The following is a 17,121-nucleotide window of genomic DNA, read 5'->3' as shown; positions in this document are numbered from 1 at the left end:
ACTAACCAATGGCCCGCGGAGCCCTTCGCATAGCCTCCTGACCATGACTGCTGATGTGTGGCTGCCCATCCCGGCCGACGAGATCGACGGCCTGCCCGCGCCCGCCGAGTCGGGCCTCACGTACCGATTCTGGGACGGCGGACCGGACTTCCCGGCCGACCCCGCCGACTGCGTGTACTACGTCGTCCCGTACATGAAGGGCATGGAGGTCGCCATACGGCCCCTGCCTGCCATGCGGTCCGTCCGCGTCGTGCAGACCCTCTCCGCCGGTATCGACCATGTGGAGCCGGGCCTTCCGTTGCTGCCCGGGGGCGTACGCCTGTGCAACGCCCGGGGCGTTCACGAGGCGTCGACCGCCGAGCTGACGCTCGCGCTGATCCTCTCCTCGCTCCGCGGCATCCCCGGCTTCGTGCGCGGGCAGGATGCCGAGGAGTGGCGGGCCGGCTTCTATCCGGCGCTCGCCGACAAGTCGGTGCTCATCGTCGGTTACGGCTCCATCGGCGCGGCCATCGAGGACCGGCTCGCGCCCTTCGAATGCGCGCGGGTGGCGCGCGTCGCGCGCTCCGCCCGGGCAACGGAGCGCGGCGAAGTGCGCGCACTCGCCGATCTGCCGGAACTGCTGCCCGACGCGGACGTCGTGATCGTCGCGACGCCGCTCACGGAGCAGACGAAGGGCCTGGTGGGGGCCGACTTCCTGGCCCGGATGAAGGGCGGCGCGCTGCTGGTGAACGTCGCGCGCGGCCCCGTCGTCGACACAAAGGCCCTGCTCGCGGAGGTGGAGAGCGGGCGGCTCACCGCGGCGCTCGATGTCACCGACCCCGAGCCGCTGCCGGCGGGCCATCCGCTGTGGCACGCGCCGGGCGTACTGATCAGTCCCCATGTCGGCGGCTCGACCTCGGCGTTCATGCCCCGTGCCAAGAGGTTGCTGGCCGATCAGCTCACCCGGTTCGCCGCCGGGGAGCCTCTGCGCAACGTGGTGACGACCACCGGCGCCTGAAGGTTGCCAGTCGGGCGCATAATCACGCTTTGAAGTCACTCGAATGCGTGGCGTGCCCACATCGTCGCAGGTCGTCACGGAGAGTAGAGGGGCTATGTCCCTGAGTGACGATATTGGTGTATCGTCCCGACCTGGGGGCTGCACCGGACGCGGGGAGCGGTGCTGTGGCGCGAGCTGACTGCCGATCAGACCTGAGGGGGGCGACGGGCGATGCAGGGCCGATGGACCGACCATCCGACGCGGCAGGGCCGTCGACGGCGACTGCTGTGCGCTGCGGCGCGCAGGACCGACCGGGCGCCGCGCATGCCGATGTGCCGGCCGCGGTCGGCGCATCCACCGCTCACCCACCCGGCGCGGCCCCAGCCGCCGACCACGCACCCGAGGGCGGTCCGGTGAGCGCCCCGGGGGCGATGATGGCCCGGGACCCCGTCCCGGCCGGCGCCGCCGCGCTGCTTCCGCAACTGACCCTGGCCGCCGTCTGCGCCGCCTACGGCGTCGGCGCGGCCCTGGGCTGGGGATCGCGCCACGTGGCGTTGATCATGGGCGACTTCGGCCTCAGCGCCGCCGCGCTCGTCGCCGCCGTCTCGTGCCTGGTCTACGCGCGCACACCCGAGTGCCGCTTCCGGCCCGCCTGGCTGCTCTTCTCGATCTCGTCGCTCATGGCGTCGGCGGGGAACGGCGTATGGGGCTGGTACGAGGTGGTGCTCGGGCGCGAGGTGCCGAGCCCCTCCCTCGCCGACCTGTTCTTCCTGTGCTTCGCGCCCCCGGCCATCGTCGGACTCCTGGTGCTCGCCAAGCGTCCGGCGACCAGGGCCGGCTGGGTGTGCCTCGTCCTCGACGCGTGGCTGATCGGCGGCTCGCTGCTCACCCTTTCGTGGAGCCTCGCCCTCGCCCACACCGCGCACGCCCAGGGCGAGAGCGTGGCCCCGGCCGCACTGGCCCTCGCGTACCCGCTGCTGGACATCGTGCTGGTCAGCATGGTGCTCGCGCTCCATTTCCGGCGTTCGCCGACCAGCCGGTCCGCCGTCAACACGGCGATCGCCGGCCTCGCGCTGACCGTGCTGTGCGACGCCCTGTTCACCTCGCCGCTGCTGCGGGAGAGCTACCGGTCGGGCCAACTTCTCGACGCGGGCTGGTTCGCCGGCTCGCTCCTGCTGGCGTACGCGCCCTGGGGCGCACGCCGCTCCGCCGAGACCGGGGGACCGCCGCGCGGACCCCGGCAGACCGGCCGGCCCCTCGCGAGTTCGCTGACCGCCCTCACGCCCTACCTCGCCGCGGCGGTGTGCACGCTCGGGATCCTGTACAGCGTCACCGAGGACCGCCGGGTCGACCGCGTCGTCGTGATCACCGGCTGCACCGTCGTGCTCGCACTCGTCGTGCGCCAGGGGATCATGCTCCTGGACAACATCGCGCTCACCCACGAACTGGCCCAGAAGGAGAACCACTTCCGCTCCCTGGTCCAGGGCTCCAGCGACGTCATCATGATCGCCGCTCCCACCGGCGTCCTGCGCTACGTCTCGCCCGCGGCCACCAAGGTCTACGGGCGCGACGCCGAGGAGCTCGTCGGCTCCGAGCTGGCCTCGCTGATCCACCCCGACGACCTCGGCCGCGTGGTCCACGAGCTGCGCCGGTTCCTCGCCGCGGCGCCCGCCGACGAGCCGACGACCCGCATCGAGTGCCGCTTCCGGTCGGGCGCGGGCGACTGGCTCAACGTGGAGTCCACGGTCAGCCGCCACCAGGGCGGCCTGATCCTCAACAGCCGTGACGTCACCGAGCGGGTGCGCCTGCAGGCCCAGCTCCAGCACAACGCCGAACACGACCCGCTGACCGATCTGCCCAACCGCGCCCTGTTCACCGAGCGGGTCCGCCGCGCCCTCAGCGGGCGCAGGGCGGGCGATCCGGGTACCGCCGTGCTCTTCATCGACCTCGACGGTTTCAAGGGCGTCAACGACCGTCTCGGCCACCAGGCGGGCGACGAGCTGCTGATCCAGGCGGCCCGGAGGCTGGCCGATTCCGTACGGGCGGGGGACACGGCCGCCCGGCTCGGCGGCGACGAGTTCGCGGCCCTCATCATCGGCGACGGCACCCACGACGGGACCGCACGCGAGCTCCAGGTCCACGAGATCGCCGACCGGCTGCGGCTCATGCTCTCCCAGCCGTACCGCGTCGACGGCACCGAGGTGCGGGTGGCCGCCTCCATCGGGGTGGCCTTCGCTGAGCCGGCCATGAGCCCCACCGACCTCATGCGCAACGCCGACCTCGCCATGTACCGGGCCAAGGCCGCCGGGAAGAACCGCGTCGAGCTGTACGCGCCCCAGATGCAGGCCGACGTGGTGCGCCGGACCGAGCTGGCCGCCCGCCTGCACAGCGCCCTTCACGACGGGGAGTTCGCCCTCCTGCACCAGCCCGTGGTGAGCCTGAGCACCGGCCGGATCGTCGCCGTGTCCGCGCAGGCCCGATGGCGGTCCGCGCAGGGCATCCTGTTCACCCCGGCCGAATTCCTGCGGGTCGCCGACGACGGCCACCGCAGCGCCGAGCTCGGCCGCTGGCTCCTCGAAGAGGCCGTGGAGCAGGCCGCCGAGCGGGGCGGGCTGGGGCATCCCACCCCGGTCTCCGTACGGCTGTCGGCCCGGCTCCTGCTGGACAGGTCCCTGCCGCTCGGCTCGATCGAGGCGCTGCTCACCCGCCACCAGCTGCCGTCCGGAGCGTTGATCATCGAGCTGGCCGACAGCGACCCGCGGATCTCGTTCGACGAGCTGGAGCAGCGGCTGGTCGCCCTGCGCAGACTCGGCGTACGGATCGCCCTGGACGGATTCGGCAGCGGCTACGCGGCCATCAACGCCCTGCGCCGGCTCCCTGTCGACGTGCTCAAGCTCGACCGGGGCCTGGTCGAAGGCGTCGTCGAGTCCGCGCGGCTGCACAAGATCACCAGCGGGCTGCTCCGCATCGCCCGCGATCTCGGCATGCAGTCCGTGGCGGACGGCGTCGACGTCCCGGAGCAGGTTCTCGCGCTGCGGGCCATGGGCTGCACGCACGGCCAGGGAATGGCCTTCTCGGGACCGCTGGACGAGTACCGGCTGCGTCGGGCCCTGGTCAGGGAGGAGTACCCGGTCCCGGCCGGGATGGCTCTGCCGGTGCTGACCGGTGGAATTCCACCGGCGCGAAATGGCTCAAATGCTGAGACGCGCGTCCCACCCACTTGACAGTGATGGCGCGGCGGGGAGAGGGTCAGTGCCATGCGCACCCGAATTCTCGTACTTGGAAAGCGCGTCGGCTGAGCAGAGCCGCACCGATCAGGCTCTGCGGACACCTCCCGACGCGCTCCCCTCGCTTGCCTCACGGCACGAGGGGTTTTTTGTTGCACCGGCACGTACCAAACCCTCGCAAAAACCCTCAGCATCGAGAAGAGAAGCCGATGACCGAGCAGGCCACTGGGGCCCACCATCCTCAGCCGCGGGCCCGTAGCGGCGGACAGCCGTCCGCCACCGTCGAACACGTCACGGGTGCGCAGTCCCTCATCCGCTCTCTCGAGGAAGTAGGGGCCGAGACGGTCTTCGGCATTCCGGGCGGCGCCATCCTCCCCGCGTACGACCCGATGATGGACTCCTCCAAGGTCCGCCACGTCCTGGTCCGCCACGAGCAGGGCGCCGGCCACGCTGCCACCGGATACGCGCAGGCCACCGGCAAGGTCGGCGTCTGCATGGCCACCTCGGGTCCGGGCGCCACCAACCTGGTCACCCCGATCGCCGACGCGCACATGGACTCCGTGCCGCTCGTCGCGATCACCGGCCAGGTCTCCTCCAAGGCGATCGGCACGGACGCCTTCCAGGAGGCGGACATCTGCGGCATCACGATGCCGATCACCAAGCACAACTTCCTGGTGACCAAGGCCGAGGACATCCCGCGCACCATCGCCGAGGCGTTCCACATCGCCTCGACCGGCCGCCCGGGCCCCGTCCTCGTCGACATCGCCAAGGACGCCCTCCAGGCGCGGACCACCTTCAGCTGGCCGCCGCAGACCGACCTGCCCGGCTACCGACCGGTCACCAAGCCGCACGCCAAGCAGATCCGCGAGGCCGCCAAGCTCATCACCGCCGCCAAGCGCCCGGTGCTGTACGTCGGCGGCGGCGTCATCAAGGCCGGCGCGACCGCCGAGCTGAAGGTCCTCGCCGAGCTCACCGGAGCCCCCGTCACCACCACCCTGATGGCGCTGGGCGCATTCCCCGACAGCCACCCCCTGCACGTGGGAATGCCGGGCATGCACGGTGCGGTCACCGCCGTCACCGCGCTGCAGAAGGCCGACCTGATCGTCGCCCTCGGAGCCCGCTTCGACGACCGCGTCACCGGCAAGCTGGACAGCTTCGCCCCGTACGCCAAGATCGTCCACGCCGACATCGACCCGGCCGAGATCGGCAAGAACCGCACCGCCGACGTCCCGATCGTCGGCGACGCCCGCGAGGTCATCGCCGACCTGGTCCAGGCCGTCCAGGCCGAGCACAGCGAGGGCAACACCGGCGACTACACCGCCTGGTGGAAGGACCTCAACCGCTGGCGCGAGACCTACCCGCTGGGCTACGAGCAGCCCGACGACGGCAGCCTCGCCCCCCAGCAGGTCATCCAGCGCATCGGCGAACTCGCGCCCGAGGGCACGATCTTCGCCGCCGGCGTCGGACAGCACCAGATGTGGGCCGCCCACTTCATCGACTACGAGCAGCCCGCCACCTGGCTCAACTCGGGCGGCGCCGGGACGATGGGCTACGCGGTCCCGGCCGCGATGGGCGCCAAGGCCGGACAGCCGGAGCGCACGGTCTGGGCGATCGACGGCGACGGCTGCTTCCAGATGACCAACCAGGAGCTCACCACCTGCGCCCTGAACAACATCCCGATCAAGGTCGCCATCATCAACAACGGCGCCCTCGGAATGGTCCGCCAGTGGCAGACCCTGTTCTACAACCAGCGCTACTCCAACACCGTGCTGCACTCGGGCCCCGACGCCACCGGCACGGAGAAGAGCGCCGGCACCCGCGTCCCGGACTTCGTCAAGCTGTCCGAGGCCATGGGCTGCTACGCGATCCGCTGCGAGTCCCCGGAGGACCTGGACAAGGTCATCGCCGAGGCCAACGCGATCAACGACCGCCCGGTCGTCATCGACTTCATCGTCCACGAGGACGCCCAGGTGTGGCCGATGGTCGCCGCCGGCACCTCCAACGACGAGGTCATGGCCGCCCGTGGCGTCCGCCCCGACTTCGGCGACAACGAAGACGACTGAGAGCCGTAGGAAGAGGTACGACGCACATGTCCAAGCACACGCTCTCCGTCCTGGTGGAGAACACCCCCGGCATCCTGGCCAGAATCGCCGCCCTGTTCTCCCGCCGCGGCTTCAACATCGACTCGCTCGCCGTCGGTGTCACCGAGCACCCCGACATCTCCCGCATCACGATCGTGGTCAATGTCGAGGACCTGCCGCTGGAGCAGGTGACCAAGCAGCTCAACAAGCTCGTCAACGTCCTGAAGATCGTCGAGCTCGAGCCCGGCGGCGCCATCCAGCGCGAGCTCGTGCTCGTGAAGGTCCGCGCGGACAACGAGACCCGCTCGCAGATCGTCGAGATCGTCCAGCTGTTCCGCGCCAAGACCGTCGACGTCTCGCCCGAGGCCGTCACCATCGAGGCCACCGGTTCGAGTGACAAGCTGGAGGCGATGCTCAAGATGCTGGAGCAGTTCGGCATCAAGGAGCTCGTCCAGTCCGGCACGATCGCCATAGGGCGCGGCGCCCGGTCCATCACGGACCGTTCGCTGCGCGCCCTGGACCGTTCCGCCTGACGCACCTTCTCGCCTGGCGAGACCCGCAGACCTCCCCATCCCCTCCCGCCGTACGGTGGGACGCAACACCAGCACTCCAAGGAGAATCCCAGTGGCCGAGCTGTTCTACGACGACGACGCCGACCTGTCCATCATCCAGAACCGCAAGGTCGCCGTGATCGGCTACGGCAGCCAGGGCCACGCCCACGCGCTGTCGCTGCGTGACTCCGGTGTCGACGTCCGCGTCGGTCTGCACGAGGGCTCCAAGTCCAAGGCGAAGGCCGAGGAGCAGGGCCTGCGCGTGGTGACGCCCGCCGAGGCCGCCGCCGAGGCCGACGTCATCATGATCCTCGTCCCGGACCCGATCCAGGCCCAGGTCTACGAGGAGTCCATCGCTCCGAACCTGAAGGACGGCGACGCCCTGTTCTTCGGCCACGGCCTCAACGTCCGCTACGGCTTCATCAAGCCGCCGGCCGGTGTCGACGTCGCCATGGTCGCCCCCAAGGGCCCGGGCCACCTGGTCCGCCGCCAGTACGAGGAGGGCCGCGGCGTTCCCTGCATCGCCGCCGTCGAGCAGGACGCCACCGGCAAGGCCTTCGACCTGGCGCTGTCGTACGCCAAGGGCATCGGCGGCACCCGCGCGGGCGTCATCAAGACGACCTTCAAGGAAGAGACCGAGACCGACCTGTTCGGCGAGCAGGCCGTCCTCTGCGGTGGCACCGCGGCGCTGGTCAAGGCGGGCTTCGAGACCCTGACCGAGGCCGGCTACCAGCCGGAGATCGCCTACTTCGAGTGCCTCCACGAGCTGAAGCTGATCGTGGACCTCATGTACGAGGGCGGCCTGGAGAAGATGCGCTGGTCGGTCTCCGAGACCGCCGAGTGGGGCGACTACGTCACCGGCCCGCGCATCATCACGGACGCCACCAAGGCCGAGATGAAGAAGGTCCTCGCCGAGATCCAGGACGGCACGTTCGCCAAGAACTGGATGGACGAGTACCACGGCGGTCTGAAGAAGTACAACGAGTACAAGACGCAGGACGAGAACCACCTGCTGGAGACCACGGGCAAGGAGCTGCGCAAGCTCATGAGCTGGGTCGACAACGACGAGGCGTGACCGGGTGGGCGAGGGGGCCGCATTCCGGCCCCCTCGCCCCCGCCACTTCGTCCAGCCACGGACGAGTGATCCTTCCACCGAGGCGTAAGACGCACCCTGGTGCACCACTACACTCATCACTACATACGCGTCAGGCCCACAGTGTCGTGCGTCTTCCACGCGGCTAGCCCCCTCCACCGCCTGCGGCCGTCGGGACGGCCGTCCGCACTGGACATGTGAGGACTCACGTGAGCTCGAAACCTGTCGTACTCATCGCTGAAGAGCTGTCGCCCGCGACCGTCGACGCGCTCGGTCCGGACTTCGAGATCCGGCACTGCAACGGCGCCGACCGTGCGGAGCTCATCCCCGCGATCGCCGATGTCGACGCCATCCTGGTCCGCTCGGCCACCAAGGTCGACGCCGAGGCCATCGCCGCCGCCAGGAAGCTGCGGGTCGTCGCCCGCGCCGGCGTCGGCCTGGACAACGTGGACGTCTCCGCCGCCACCAAGGCCGGCGTGATGGTCGTCAACGCCCCGACGTCCAACATCGTCACGGCCGCCGAACTGGCCTGCGGTCTGATCGTCGCCACCGCGCGCAACATCCCCCAGGCCAACACCGCCCTGAAGAACGGCGAGTGGAAGCGCTCGAAGTACACGGGCGTCGAGCTCAGCGAGAAGACCCTCGGCGTCGTCGGCCTCGGACGCATCGGCGTGCTGGTCGCCCAGCGCATGTCCGCCTTCGGCATGAAGATCGTCGCGTACGACCCCTACGTGCAGCCCGCGCGCGCCGCGCAGATGGGCGTCAAGCTCCTCACGCTCGACGAGCTGCTCGAGGTCTCCGACTTCATCACCGTCCACCTCCCCAAGACGCCCGAGACGCTCGGCCTGATCGGCAACGAGGCCCTGCACAAGGTCAAGCCGACGGTCCGGATCGTCAACGCGGCCCGTGGCGGCATCGTCGACGAGGAGGCGCTGTACTCGGCGCTGAAGGAGGGCCGGGTCGCCGGCGCGGGCCTCGACGTGTACGCCAAGGAGCCGTGCACCGACTCCCCGCTGTTCGAGCTCGACCAGGTCGTCTGCACCCCGCACCTCGGCGCGTCCACGGACGAGGCGCAGGAGAAGGCCGGCATCGCCGTCGCCCGTTCCGTGCGCCTCGCGCTCGCCGGTGAGCTCGTGCCGGACGCGGTCAACGTGCAGGGCGGTGTCATCGCCGAGGACGTGCGCCCGGGCCTGCCGCTCGCCGAGAAGCTCGGCCGCATCTTCACCGCGCTCGCGGGCGAGGTCGCGGTCCGTCTCGACGTCGAGGTCTACGGCGAGATCACCCAGCACGACGTCAAGGTGCTCGAACTGTCCGCGCTCAAGGGCGTGTTCGAGGACGTCGTCGACGAGACCGTGTCCTACGTCAACGCCCCGCTGTTCGCGCAGGAGCGCGGTGTCGAGGTCCGCCTGACGACGGGCTCCGAGTCCCCGGACCACCGCAATGTCGTCACCGTGCGCGGCACGCTCTCCGGCGGCGAGGAGGTCGCGGTCTCCGGCACGCTGGCCGGCCCCAAGCACCTCCAGAAGATCGTCGCCGTCGGCGACTACGACGTGGACCTCGCGCTCGCGGACCACATGGTCGTCCTGCGGTACGAGGACCGTCCGGGCGTCGTCGGCACGGTCGGCCGCATCCTCGGCGAGGCGGGTCTGAACATCGCGGGCATGCAGGTCTCCCGCGCGGAGGAGGGCGGCGAGGCGCTCGTCGTCCTGACCGTGGACGACACCGTGCCGCAGGCCGTCCTCTCGGAGATCGCGGAGGAGATCGGCGCGACGTCGGCCCGCTCCGTGAACCTCACGGACTGACGCGTCCGCACGCACGCGTACGAAAGGGCCCGGGGCTTCCCCGGGCCCTTTCGCGTACCCGCCGCTCCCGGAACCGGGGGCTCGGCCCCCGAACCCCGCGCCTCAATCTCCCCCTACGGCCTGGCGGCCGTGGGGGGTGCCCCCGGCGGGGCTGGATTCCGCTGCACGAAGATCAACAGCCTCGGGCAGGTGCCCGGGGAGAACCCGGCCCGTGGGGCCGCCTGAGCCTCATTGCCCGTGGAACGTTCGACCCGCAGACGGCCACCCGCGCCGACGAACTCACAGGGCAATACACCTAGGCCTGCCGCTCACAGCCGCACGCCCTTCAGCGCCATGTGCAGCAGCAGCCGGTGCTCGCCGTCGTCCAGGTCCAGGCCGGTCAGGGCCTCCACGCGCGACAGGCGGTAGTAGAGCGTCTGCCGGTGGATGCCGAGGGCCGCGGCCGTGCGGCCGGCCTGGCCCGCGCAGTCGAGGAACACCTCGGCGGTCCGGGCCAGTTCCGCGTGGGCGGGAGCGAGCAGTTCCCGGACGGCCGGGTCGTCCGCCGCTCCCTCGGGCAGGGCCGTCAGCATCCGGTACGGGCCGAGGTCCGACCACTGGGCGACCGGGCCGAGCGCGGGCTCGGCCAGCACCGCCCGTGCGGCGGACGCGGCCTCCCGCCACGCCCCGTCGAGCTCGCCGAGCCCGCGCCGCGCCGCAGCGACACCGGCCGCGACGCCGGTTCCCGCCTCCGCCCCCGCAGGACCGTGGCCGGAGGGCGGCCCCGCCGCCTCACGCAGCCGTGCGGCGACCGTCAGCGCGGGGGCCGCATTGTCCGCCGAACGCAGCCGCACCAGCGCGGCGACGGCCCGGACGGCCGCCGGCCTCTCGCTCCCGCGGGGAACCGCACCCGAGGCGGCACCCGCCCGCAGCGGCACCGTGCACAGCGCCGCCGCCCCGGGCAGTGCGCGGGCCGACGGTGCGTCGTCCGCGGGCCACGGCGTCACGCACACCACGGCGTGCGTCCCGTCGGCGTCCGCACCCAGCGCCGTACGCAGCGCGGCCACCGCCATGTCGTACTGCCAGCCGCGCTCGGCGGCCAGCACCGCCCGCAGCTCACGCGACAGGTCGGCGCCCGCGCGCTCCTCGTCGGCCATGAGCGTGCCGATCCGCTCGGTCACCTCCATGGCCGCGGCGAGCTGTTCCACGGTCGGGCCCGGGTCGGCGTCGAGCAGCCACACGTATCCGAGGACGACGCCCCGGTGCCGCACCGGCAGGCAGATGCGGTCACGGAAGACGCCCGCGTCCGGGGCGGCGGGGATGCGGACCGGACCCGTCGCGCGGGCGATGCCGAAGCCCTCGAACCACGCGCGTACCGCAGGCGTGGACTTCCTGGTCAGGATCGACCGGGTGCGCACCGGGTCGAGCGTGGCCTCGTCGAAGGCGCTGTCGCTGTCGTGGGCGCCGAAGGCGATCAGCCCGAAGTCCCGGTTCTCCAGCGTCGCCGGCATGGCGAGCAGCGCGGAGATCTCGTCGACCAGGTCCTGGTAATCGCCTTTCATTTCGCCATTCTCGCACCCTTCAGACATATGTCTGAGATCCGGGACACGGATGCGTGACAGCTGTCGATGGCCCGCGAACAGAGCGATCCTTAAGTTTCACGGTGGTTCTTCGTGCCGTTCCCGACACGTCCGCAAAGCGGTCGGCCTCGGCCCCCTTCAACACCTGTTCCGTGGAGGTGCCCCGTGCTGGGTCCCGTGATCCTCGCCGCGTCGCGCAGCGACAAGATGCGCCGCTTCGTGTCGGCCGCCCCGGGGACGAAGCAGGTCGTCGCCCGGTTCATCGCCGGTGAGACCGTCGACCAGGTCATCCCGGTGGTCCAGGACGCCGCTGCCAAGGGCCTCGAGGTCACCCTCGACGTGGTCGGCGAGGACATCACCACCCCGGAGCAGGCGGCCGCCGCGCGCGACGCCTACCTGGAGCTCGTCGAGCACCTCGAGCCGCTGGAGCTCGGCCCCCGTGCCGAGATGTCCGTCAAGCTGTCGATGTTCGGCCAGTCCCTGGAGGGCGGTCACGAGCTGGCCCTCGCCAACGTCCGTCCGGTCGTCGAGGCCGCGGCCGCGATCGGCACCACGGTCACGCTGGACGCGGAGGACCACACCACCCTCGACTCGATGTTCGCCATCCACGAGGAGCTGCGGAAGGACTTCCCGCAGACCGGCTGCGTGATCCAGGCGTACCTCTTCCGCACCGAGGAGGACGCCCGGCGCCTGGCCGCGAACGGCAGCCGTGTCCGTCTGGTGAAGGGCGCGTACAAGGAGCCCGCCTCCGTCGCGATCCAGGACAAGGCCGAGATCGACAAGGCGTACGTCCGCATCCTCAGGATCCTGATGGAGGGCGACGGCTACCCGATGATCGGGTCGCACGACCCGCGCCTGATCGCGATCGGTCAGGAGCTCGCGCGCAGCGCCGGGCGCAAACTGGACGAGTACGAGTTCCAGATGCTGTACGGGATCCGCACCGACGAGCACGTCCGCCTCGCCGCCGAAGGACACCGGATGCGCGTCTACACCGCATACGGCACCGACTGGTACGGCTACTTCATGCGCCGCCTCGCGGAGAAGCCCGCCAACCTCCTGTTCTTCGTGCGCTCGATGATCACCAAGAACTGAACCAGGCACAGACCCCCAGAACCGATTCCAGGGCCGAGCCCCTCCCCACCCTCGCAAAGGAGTCACGGAACTCATGGACGCTGTCACCCAGGTCCCCGCACCGGTCAATGAGCCGGTGAACGGCTACGCCCCCGGTTCCGCCGAGCGCGCCCGCCTCGAGGCAAAGCTCAAGGAGCTGGCCGAGAACCCGATCGAGCTGCCGATGACCATCGGCGGCGTCAAGCGGATGGGCGGCGGCGAGCGGGTCGACGTCGTGCAGCCGCACAACCACAAGGCCGTCATCGGCACCTTCGCCGGTGCCACCCAGCAGGACGCGCAGGACGCGATCGACGCCGCGCTCGCCGCCGCCCCGGCCTGGCGCGCGATGTCCTTCGACGACCGCGCCGCGATCATCCTGCGCGCCGCCGAGCTGCTGGCCGGCCCCTGGCGCGAGACCCTGGCCGCCTCCACCATGCTCGGCCAGTCCAAGACGGCCCAGCAGGCCGAGATCGACACCCCCTGCGAGCTCGTCGACTTCTGGCGCTTCAACGTCAAGTACGCCCGCGACCTGCTCGCCGAGCAGCCCCCGGCCAACTCGCCGGGCGTGTGGAACCGCCTCGACCACCGCCCGCTCGAGGGCTTCGTCTACGCGATCACGCCGTTCAACTTCACGGCCATCGCCGGTAACCTGCCGACCGCGCCCGCGCTGATGGGCAACGTCGTCGTCTGGAAGCCGTCCCCGACCCAGACCCATGCCGCCGTGCTGCTGATGCAGCTGCTGGAGGAGGCCGGTCTGCCGAAGGGCGTCATCAACCTGGTGACGGGCGACGGCATCGCGGTCTCCGAGGTGGCGCTCAACCACCCGATGCTCGCCGGTATCCACTTCACCGGCTCGACCAAGACCTTCCAGCACCTGTGGAAGACGGTCGGCAACAACATCGAGAAGTACCGCTCCTACCCGCGCATCGTCGGCGAGACGGGCGGCAAGGACTTCGTCGTCGCGCACCCGAGCGCCGACCGCGCCGTGCTGAAGACCGCGCTGACCCGCGGCTCGTTCGAGTTCCAGGGCCAGAAGTGTTCCGCTTCCTCGCGTGCCTACATCCCGGCCTCCATCTGGAACTCCGGCTTCAAGGAGGAGTTCGCGGCCGAGGTCGACGGCATCAAGATGGGTGACGTCACCGACCTGACGAACTTCATCGGCGCCGTGATCGACGAGCGTGCCTTCGCCAAGAACAAGGCCGCGATCGACCGCGCCAAGTCCGACCCGGCCTGCACGATCGTCGCGGGCGGCAGCTACGACGACTCGGTCGGCTACTTCGTCCGTCCGACGGTCATCGAGTGCACGGACCCTTCGAGCGAGGTCTTCACGACCGAGTACTTCGGCCCCATCCTCGCCGTCCACGTCTACGAGGACGACCGGTACGACGCCATGCTGGAGCAGATGGAGTCGGTGTCGGACTACGCGCTGACCGGCTCGGTCATCGCGAACGACCGCGCCGCGGCCGCGCACACGATGGAGAAGCTGCGGTACGCCGCGGGCAACTTCTACATCAACGACAAGTCGACCGGCGCCGTCGTCGGCCAGCAGCCCTTCGGCGGCGGCCGCGCCTCCGGCACCAACGACAAGGCCGGCGCCCCGCAGAACCTGATGCGCTGGACGCTGACCCGCGCGATCAAGGAGACGCTGGTCCCGCCGACCGACTACTCCTACCCGCACATGGGCTGACGCCCGGCGCCCGTAGGACACCGCCCCCGTCCTGGCCCCCCGAGCCAGGACGGGGGCGGTTCTCATGCCCTCACGCTCCTGGTCAGGAAGTCGTCGATCAGGGCGGCGATCTCGGGGGCGTGGGTCTCCAGCGCGAAGTGGCCCGTCGGGAGCAGATGGATCTCCGCGTCGGGGAGGTCCCGTCGGAACGCCTCGGCCCCCGCCGGGACGAAGATCTCGTCGTAGCGGCCCCAGACGGCGAGCAGGGGCACCTGACGGGTGCGGAAGAACTCCTGGAAGGCCGGGTAGAGGGCGAAGTTCGCGCCGTAGTCGGCTATGAGATCGAGCTGGATGAGGTCCTGGCCCTCCCGGGCCATCAGCGCGGCGTCGTGGTGCCAGGCGTCGGGGCTGAGCAGCGAGCGGTACTCGGCCGGCACGCCGGTTTCGTACTGCCATCGGATGCCGTCGAGCGAGCGGATCGCCCGCACCGGCTCCTCGGTGTCCGGGTTCCTGTCGGCGATCAGCGCCAGGACCGGTTCCCAGGCCTCGGCGCCGAGGCCCTCGAGGTACGCGTTGCCGTTCTGCGTGACGATCGCGGTGATGCGGTCGGGGTGGGCGAGGGCGAGGCGCAGGCCGATGGGTGCGCCGTAGTCCTGGACGTAGACCGCGAACCGGTGCAGGCCGAGCCGCTCGGTGAACTCTGCCGTGATTTCGGCCAGTTCGGCGAAGCTGTAGTCCACCTCCTGCGCGGAGGGGGTCGCACTGCGGCCGAAGCCGAGGTGGTCGGGGGCGACGAGCCGGTAGCGGTCCGCGAGCAGCGGGATCAGGTCGCGGAACATGTGCGAGCTGGTGGGGAAGCCGTGCAGCAGGAGGATGACGGGCGCATCGGCCGGCCCGGCCTCCCGGTAGGCGATCCGGTGACCCCGGACGGTGGTCGTGCGGTGGTGTACGCGCTGCTCAGCCATGACTGGCCCCTCACCCTGCGATGCCGTGGACGGTCCAAGACGACCATTGGACGCTTGGATGCCTAACCTGTCAAATGAAATTGAATAGTTAGAGTGGCGGCGGTGTGGCCGGAGGGGCGGGAACCGCCGCATCGTGAGGGCGTGCTGTACGAGACTGGCGGTCATGACCGACCGAGCGACGGACCTGCCCGACCCGCTGCGCACCGCGCACACCTGTCAGCTCCCGCCGGCCGTGCTCGGCGAGATCAGGGCGATGCTGGGCACCGCGTTCGACGGCGACTTCGGCGCCGAGGACTGGGCGCACGGACTCGGCGGCATGCATGCCTTCGTCCGCGACCGGCACGGCATCGCCGCGCACGGGAGCGTGATCATGCGCAGGGCGCTGCACGCGGGCCGTTCGTACCGAGTCGGCTACGTCGAGGCCGTCGCGGTCCGGGCCGACCGCCGACGGCAAGGGCTCGGCGGGCAGGTGATGGCGGCACTGGAGGCCGTGATCGACGGGGCGTACGACCTGGGCGCGCTGTCCGCCTCGGACGACGGCGCCGGGCTCTACCGGGCCCGCGGCTGGCGGCTGTGGCGGGGGCGGATCGAGACGCTCGGCCCCGCCGGGCCCGAGCACCTCCCGGACGAGGAGGACTCCGCCTACCTCCGCCCGGCAGGCGCCGCCCCGCTGCCCGAACCGGCCGCGGGCGCACTCGTCTTCGACTGGCGCGACGGCGACGTGCTCTGACGGCGGCCGCACGCTACGGCGGCGTGCTCCGACAGCGTCTCCCGCTACGGCGCCGCCGTCGCCGTGCCCGACCGGGCGACGAGCATCTTCCCCGTGTTCTCGCCGCGCAGCATCCCGAGGAACGCCTCCACGATCCGCTCGAAGCCCTCGACCACCGTCACGTCGGCGGCGACGGCGCCGCTCTGCAGGTGCGGGACGAGGAAGTCCTCGAACTCGCCCTGCAGGGAGGTGTGTTTGCGCACCAGCACGCCTTCCAGGCGCAGCGCCTTGCCCACCACGTCGAAGAGGTTGCGGGGCGCGGGCGGCGGCTCGGCCGTGTTGTACTGCGCGATCGCGCCGACCCACGCGATCCGGCCCGACTCGCGCAACGAGGCGATCGCGCCCTCCAGGTGGCCGCCTCCCACGTTGTCCACGTACGCGTCGATGCCGGTCGGCGCCGCCTTCGCCAGCAGTTCGGCCACCGGTCCGTCGTGGTAGTCGAACGCCGCGTCGTACCCGACCCGTTCGGTCAGGTACCTGACCTTCTCCGCGGACCCCGCACTTCCTACGATCCGGCCGGCGCCGAGCAGTCGGGCGATGCGGCGCGCCGCCGTGCCGACCCCGCCCGCGGCGGCCGAGACGAACAGGTCCTCGCCCGCCTGCAGACGCAGCGTGCGGGTCAGCGCCGCGTACGCGGTCAGCCCCGTGCCGCCCAGGATGCTCAAGTACGCGACGAGCGGGACGCCTTGGTGCTCCCGGAGCCCGCGGGCGCCGTCGGCGCCGGCCGTCACCAGTGCGTGGGTGCGCCACCCCGCCCGGTGGAAGACGAGATCGCCCTCGGTCAGGCCGGAGTCCCGGGACGCCACGACCCGGCCTGTCGTCCGCCCCTCCAGCGGGCTGTTCAGCGTCCATCCGCCGTCCATCTCCTCGCGGTGGTACGGGTCCACGGACCAGTACAGGTTCTCGACCAGTGCCTGGCCGGGCCCCGGCGAGGGCACGGGCGCCTCGGTGAAGGCGAAATCGGACGCGGTGGGGAAGCCGGTCGGCCGGGCGATCTGGTGCACGGTCAGCGCGGTGTCAGTCGTCATGATCGTGACGGTAGTCAGGATTGCTCCGGCCCGGCAGGGGGGTGCCTCGGCCCGTCGCCGTCACGACGGTCCCCTTTGTGGACGGTGTCCCCGGTGCGCGGGTCAGGGCGGGGCCGACCGTGCGCGAAGGCGGTGGCGTCTCAGATAGTAGGAAGTCCGAGTAATTGTGGAGACAGGAGAGCGTGGCTGGCCTAGCTTTGTAGGAGCCGAACGTCTCGCTCGATCCAGCGAATGGCGGCCGTGAGTCCGTGCCTGAGGCAGGCAACCCCTGCGGCACCGCTCCCCGCCCCTTCC

12 protein-coding genes are annotated in these 17,121 nt (G+C 70.9%); 9 read left to right on the top strand and 3 right to left on the bottom strand.

The genetic code is table 11. The annotated features are described in order from the left end of the window. The first annotated feature begins 43 nt into the window (after positions 1 to 43). The 6 genes from QFZ82_RS12810 to serA all read left to right on the top strand — a co-directional run bounded on the left by QFZ82_RS12810 (position 44) and on the right by serA (position 9,730). Positions 44 to 997 (top strand): 2-hydroxyacid dehydrogenase, encoded by a 954-nt coding sequence (locus QFZ82_RS12810; RefSeq protein WP_307713288.1) that lies wholly within the window; start codon positions 44 to 46, stop codon positions 995 to 997. A gap of 392 nt (positions 998 to 1,389) precedes the next feature. After that, positions 1,390 to 4,200, top strand: coding sequence for a putative bifunctional diguanylate cyclase/phosphodiesterase (locus QFZ82_RS12805; protein ID WP_373429413.1), 2,811 nt, complete (start codon positions 1,390 to 1,392; stop codon positions 4,198 to 4,200). 212 nt (positions 4,201 to 4,412) lie between these two features. Further along, positions 4,413 to 6,266 (top strand): acetolactate synthase large subunit, encoded by a 1,854-nt coding sequence (locus tag QFZ82_RS12800; RefSeq protein ID WP_307713287.1) that lies wholly within the window; start codon positions 4,413 to 4,415, stop codon positions 6,264 to 6,266. A 26-nt stretch (positions 6,267 to 6,292) separates the two neighbouring features. Further along, positions 6,293 to 6,817 (top strand): acetolactate synthase small subunit, encoded by a 525-nt coding sequence (gene ilvN / locus QFZ82_RS12795; protein ID WP_005311534.1) that lies wholly within the window; start codon positions 6,293 to 6,295, stop codon positions 6,815 to 6,817. Between the two features lie 91 nt (positions 6,818 to 6,908). Continuing rightward, positions 6,909 to 7,910, top strand: coding sequence for a ketol-acid reductoisomerase (ilvC, locus tag QFZ82_RS12790; RefSeq protein WP_307713286.1), 1,002 nt, complete (start codon positions 6,909 to 6,911; stop codon positions 7,908 to 7,910). A 227-nt stretch (positions 7,911 to 8,137) separates the two neighbouring features. Then, positions 8,138 to 9,730 (top strand): phosphoglycerate dehydrogenase, encoded by a 1,593-nt coding sequence (gene serA, locus QFZ82_RS12785; RefSeq protein WP_307713285.1) that lies wholly within the window; start codon positions 8,138 to 8,140, stop codon positions 9,728 to 9,730. A 308-nt stretch (positions 9,731 to 10,038) separates the two neighbouring features. Here serA and QFZ82_RS12780 read toward each other — a convergent pair whose 3' ends face one another. Further along, the gene (locus QFZ82_RS12780; protein ID WP_307713284.1) at positions 10,039 to 11,271 is read right to left on the bottom strand and encodes a CdaR family transcriptional regulator; all 1,233 of its coding nucleotides are present in this window, start codon (positions 11,269 to 11,271) and stop codon (positions 10,039 to 10,041) included. 183 nt (positions 11,272 to 11,454) lie between these two features. Between QFZ82_RS12780 and QFZ82_RS12775 the strand changes: the two genes are divergently transcribed. Together QFZ82_RS12775 and pruA are read left to right on the top strand one after the other, a co-directional pair. Beyond that, complete coding sequence (locus QFZ82_RS12775) at positions 11,455 to 12,381, top strand: proline dehydrogenase family protein (RefSeq protein WP_307713283.1); 927 nt, start codon at positions 11,455 to 11,457, stop codon at positions 12,379 to 12,381. Positions 12,382 to 12,454: 73 nt separating this feature from the next. Further along, positions 12,455 to 14,086 (top strand): L-glutamate gamma-semialdehyde dehydrogenase, encoded by a 1,632-nt coding sequence (gene pruA / locus QFZ82_RS12770; RefSeq protein ID WP_307713282.1) that lies wholly within the window; start codon positions 12,455 to 12,457, stop codon positions 14,084 to 14,086. A gap of 62 nt (positions 14,087 to 14,148) precedes the next feature. Here pruA and QFZ82_RS12765 read toward each other — a convergent pair whose 3' ends face one another. After that, positions 14,149 to 15,030: an alpha/beta fold hydrolase gene (locus QFZ82_RS12765; RefSeq protein ID WP_307713281.1), complete on the bottom strand. Its 882-nt coding sequence runs from the start codon at positions 15,028 to 15,030 to the stop codon at positions 14,149 to 14,151. A gap of 163 nt (positions 15,031 to 15,193) precedes the next feature. Here QFZ82_RS12765 and QFZ82_RS12760 point away from each other — a divergent pair, with 163 nt between their 5' ends. Next, positions 15,194 to 15,760 carry a GNAT family N-acetyltransferase gene (locus QFZ82_RS12760; RefSeq protein WP_307713280.1) on the top strand — a complete coding sequence of 189 codons (567 nt, stop codon included), beginning with the start codon at positions 15,194 to 15,196 and terminating at the stop codon, positions 15,758 to 15,760. Between the two features lie 44 nt (positions 15,761 to 15,804). On the opposite strand, the gene QFZ82_RS12755 is transcribed toward QFZ82_RS12760, so the two are convergent. Beyond that, positions 15,805 to 16,827, bottom strand: a complete 1,023-nt coding sequence (locus QFZ82_RS12755) for an NADP-dependent oxidoreductase (protein ID WP_307713279.1) — start codon at positions 16,825 to 16,827, stop codon at positions 15,805 to 15,807. Positions 16,828 to 17,121 lie beyond the last annotated feature (294 nt).

Source organism: Streptomyces sp. V4I23, assembly GCF_030817975.1.
In the GTDB taxonomy this organism is placed as follows: domain Bacteria; phylum Actinomycetota; class Actinomycetes; order Streptomycetales; family Streptomycetaceae; genus Streptomyces.
Note: the sequence above shows the minus strand (reverse complement) of the source record. Positions and strands in the feature narration are given on the sequence as shown.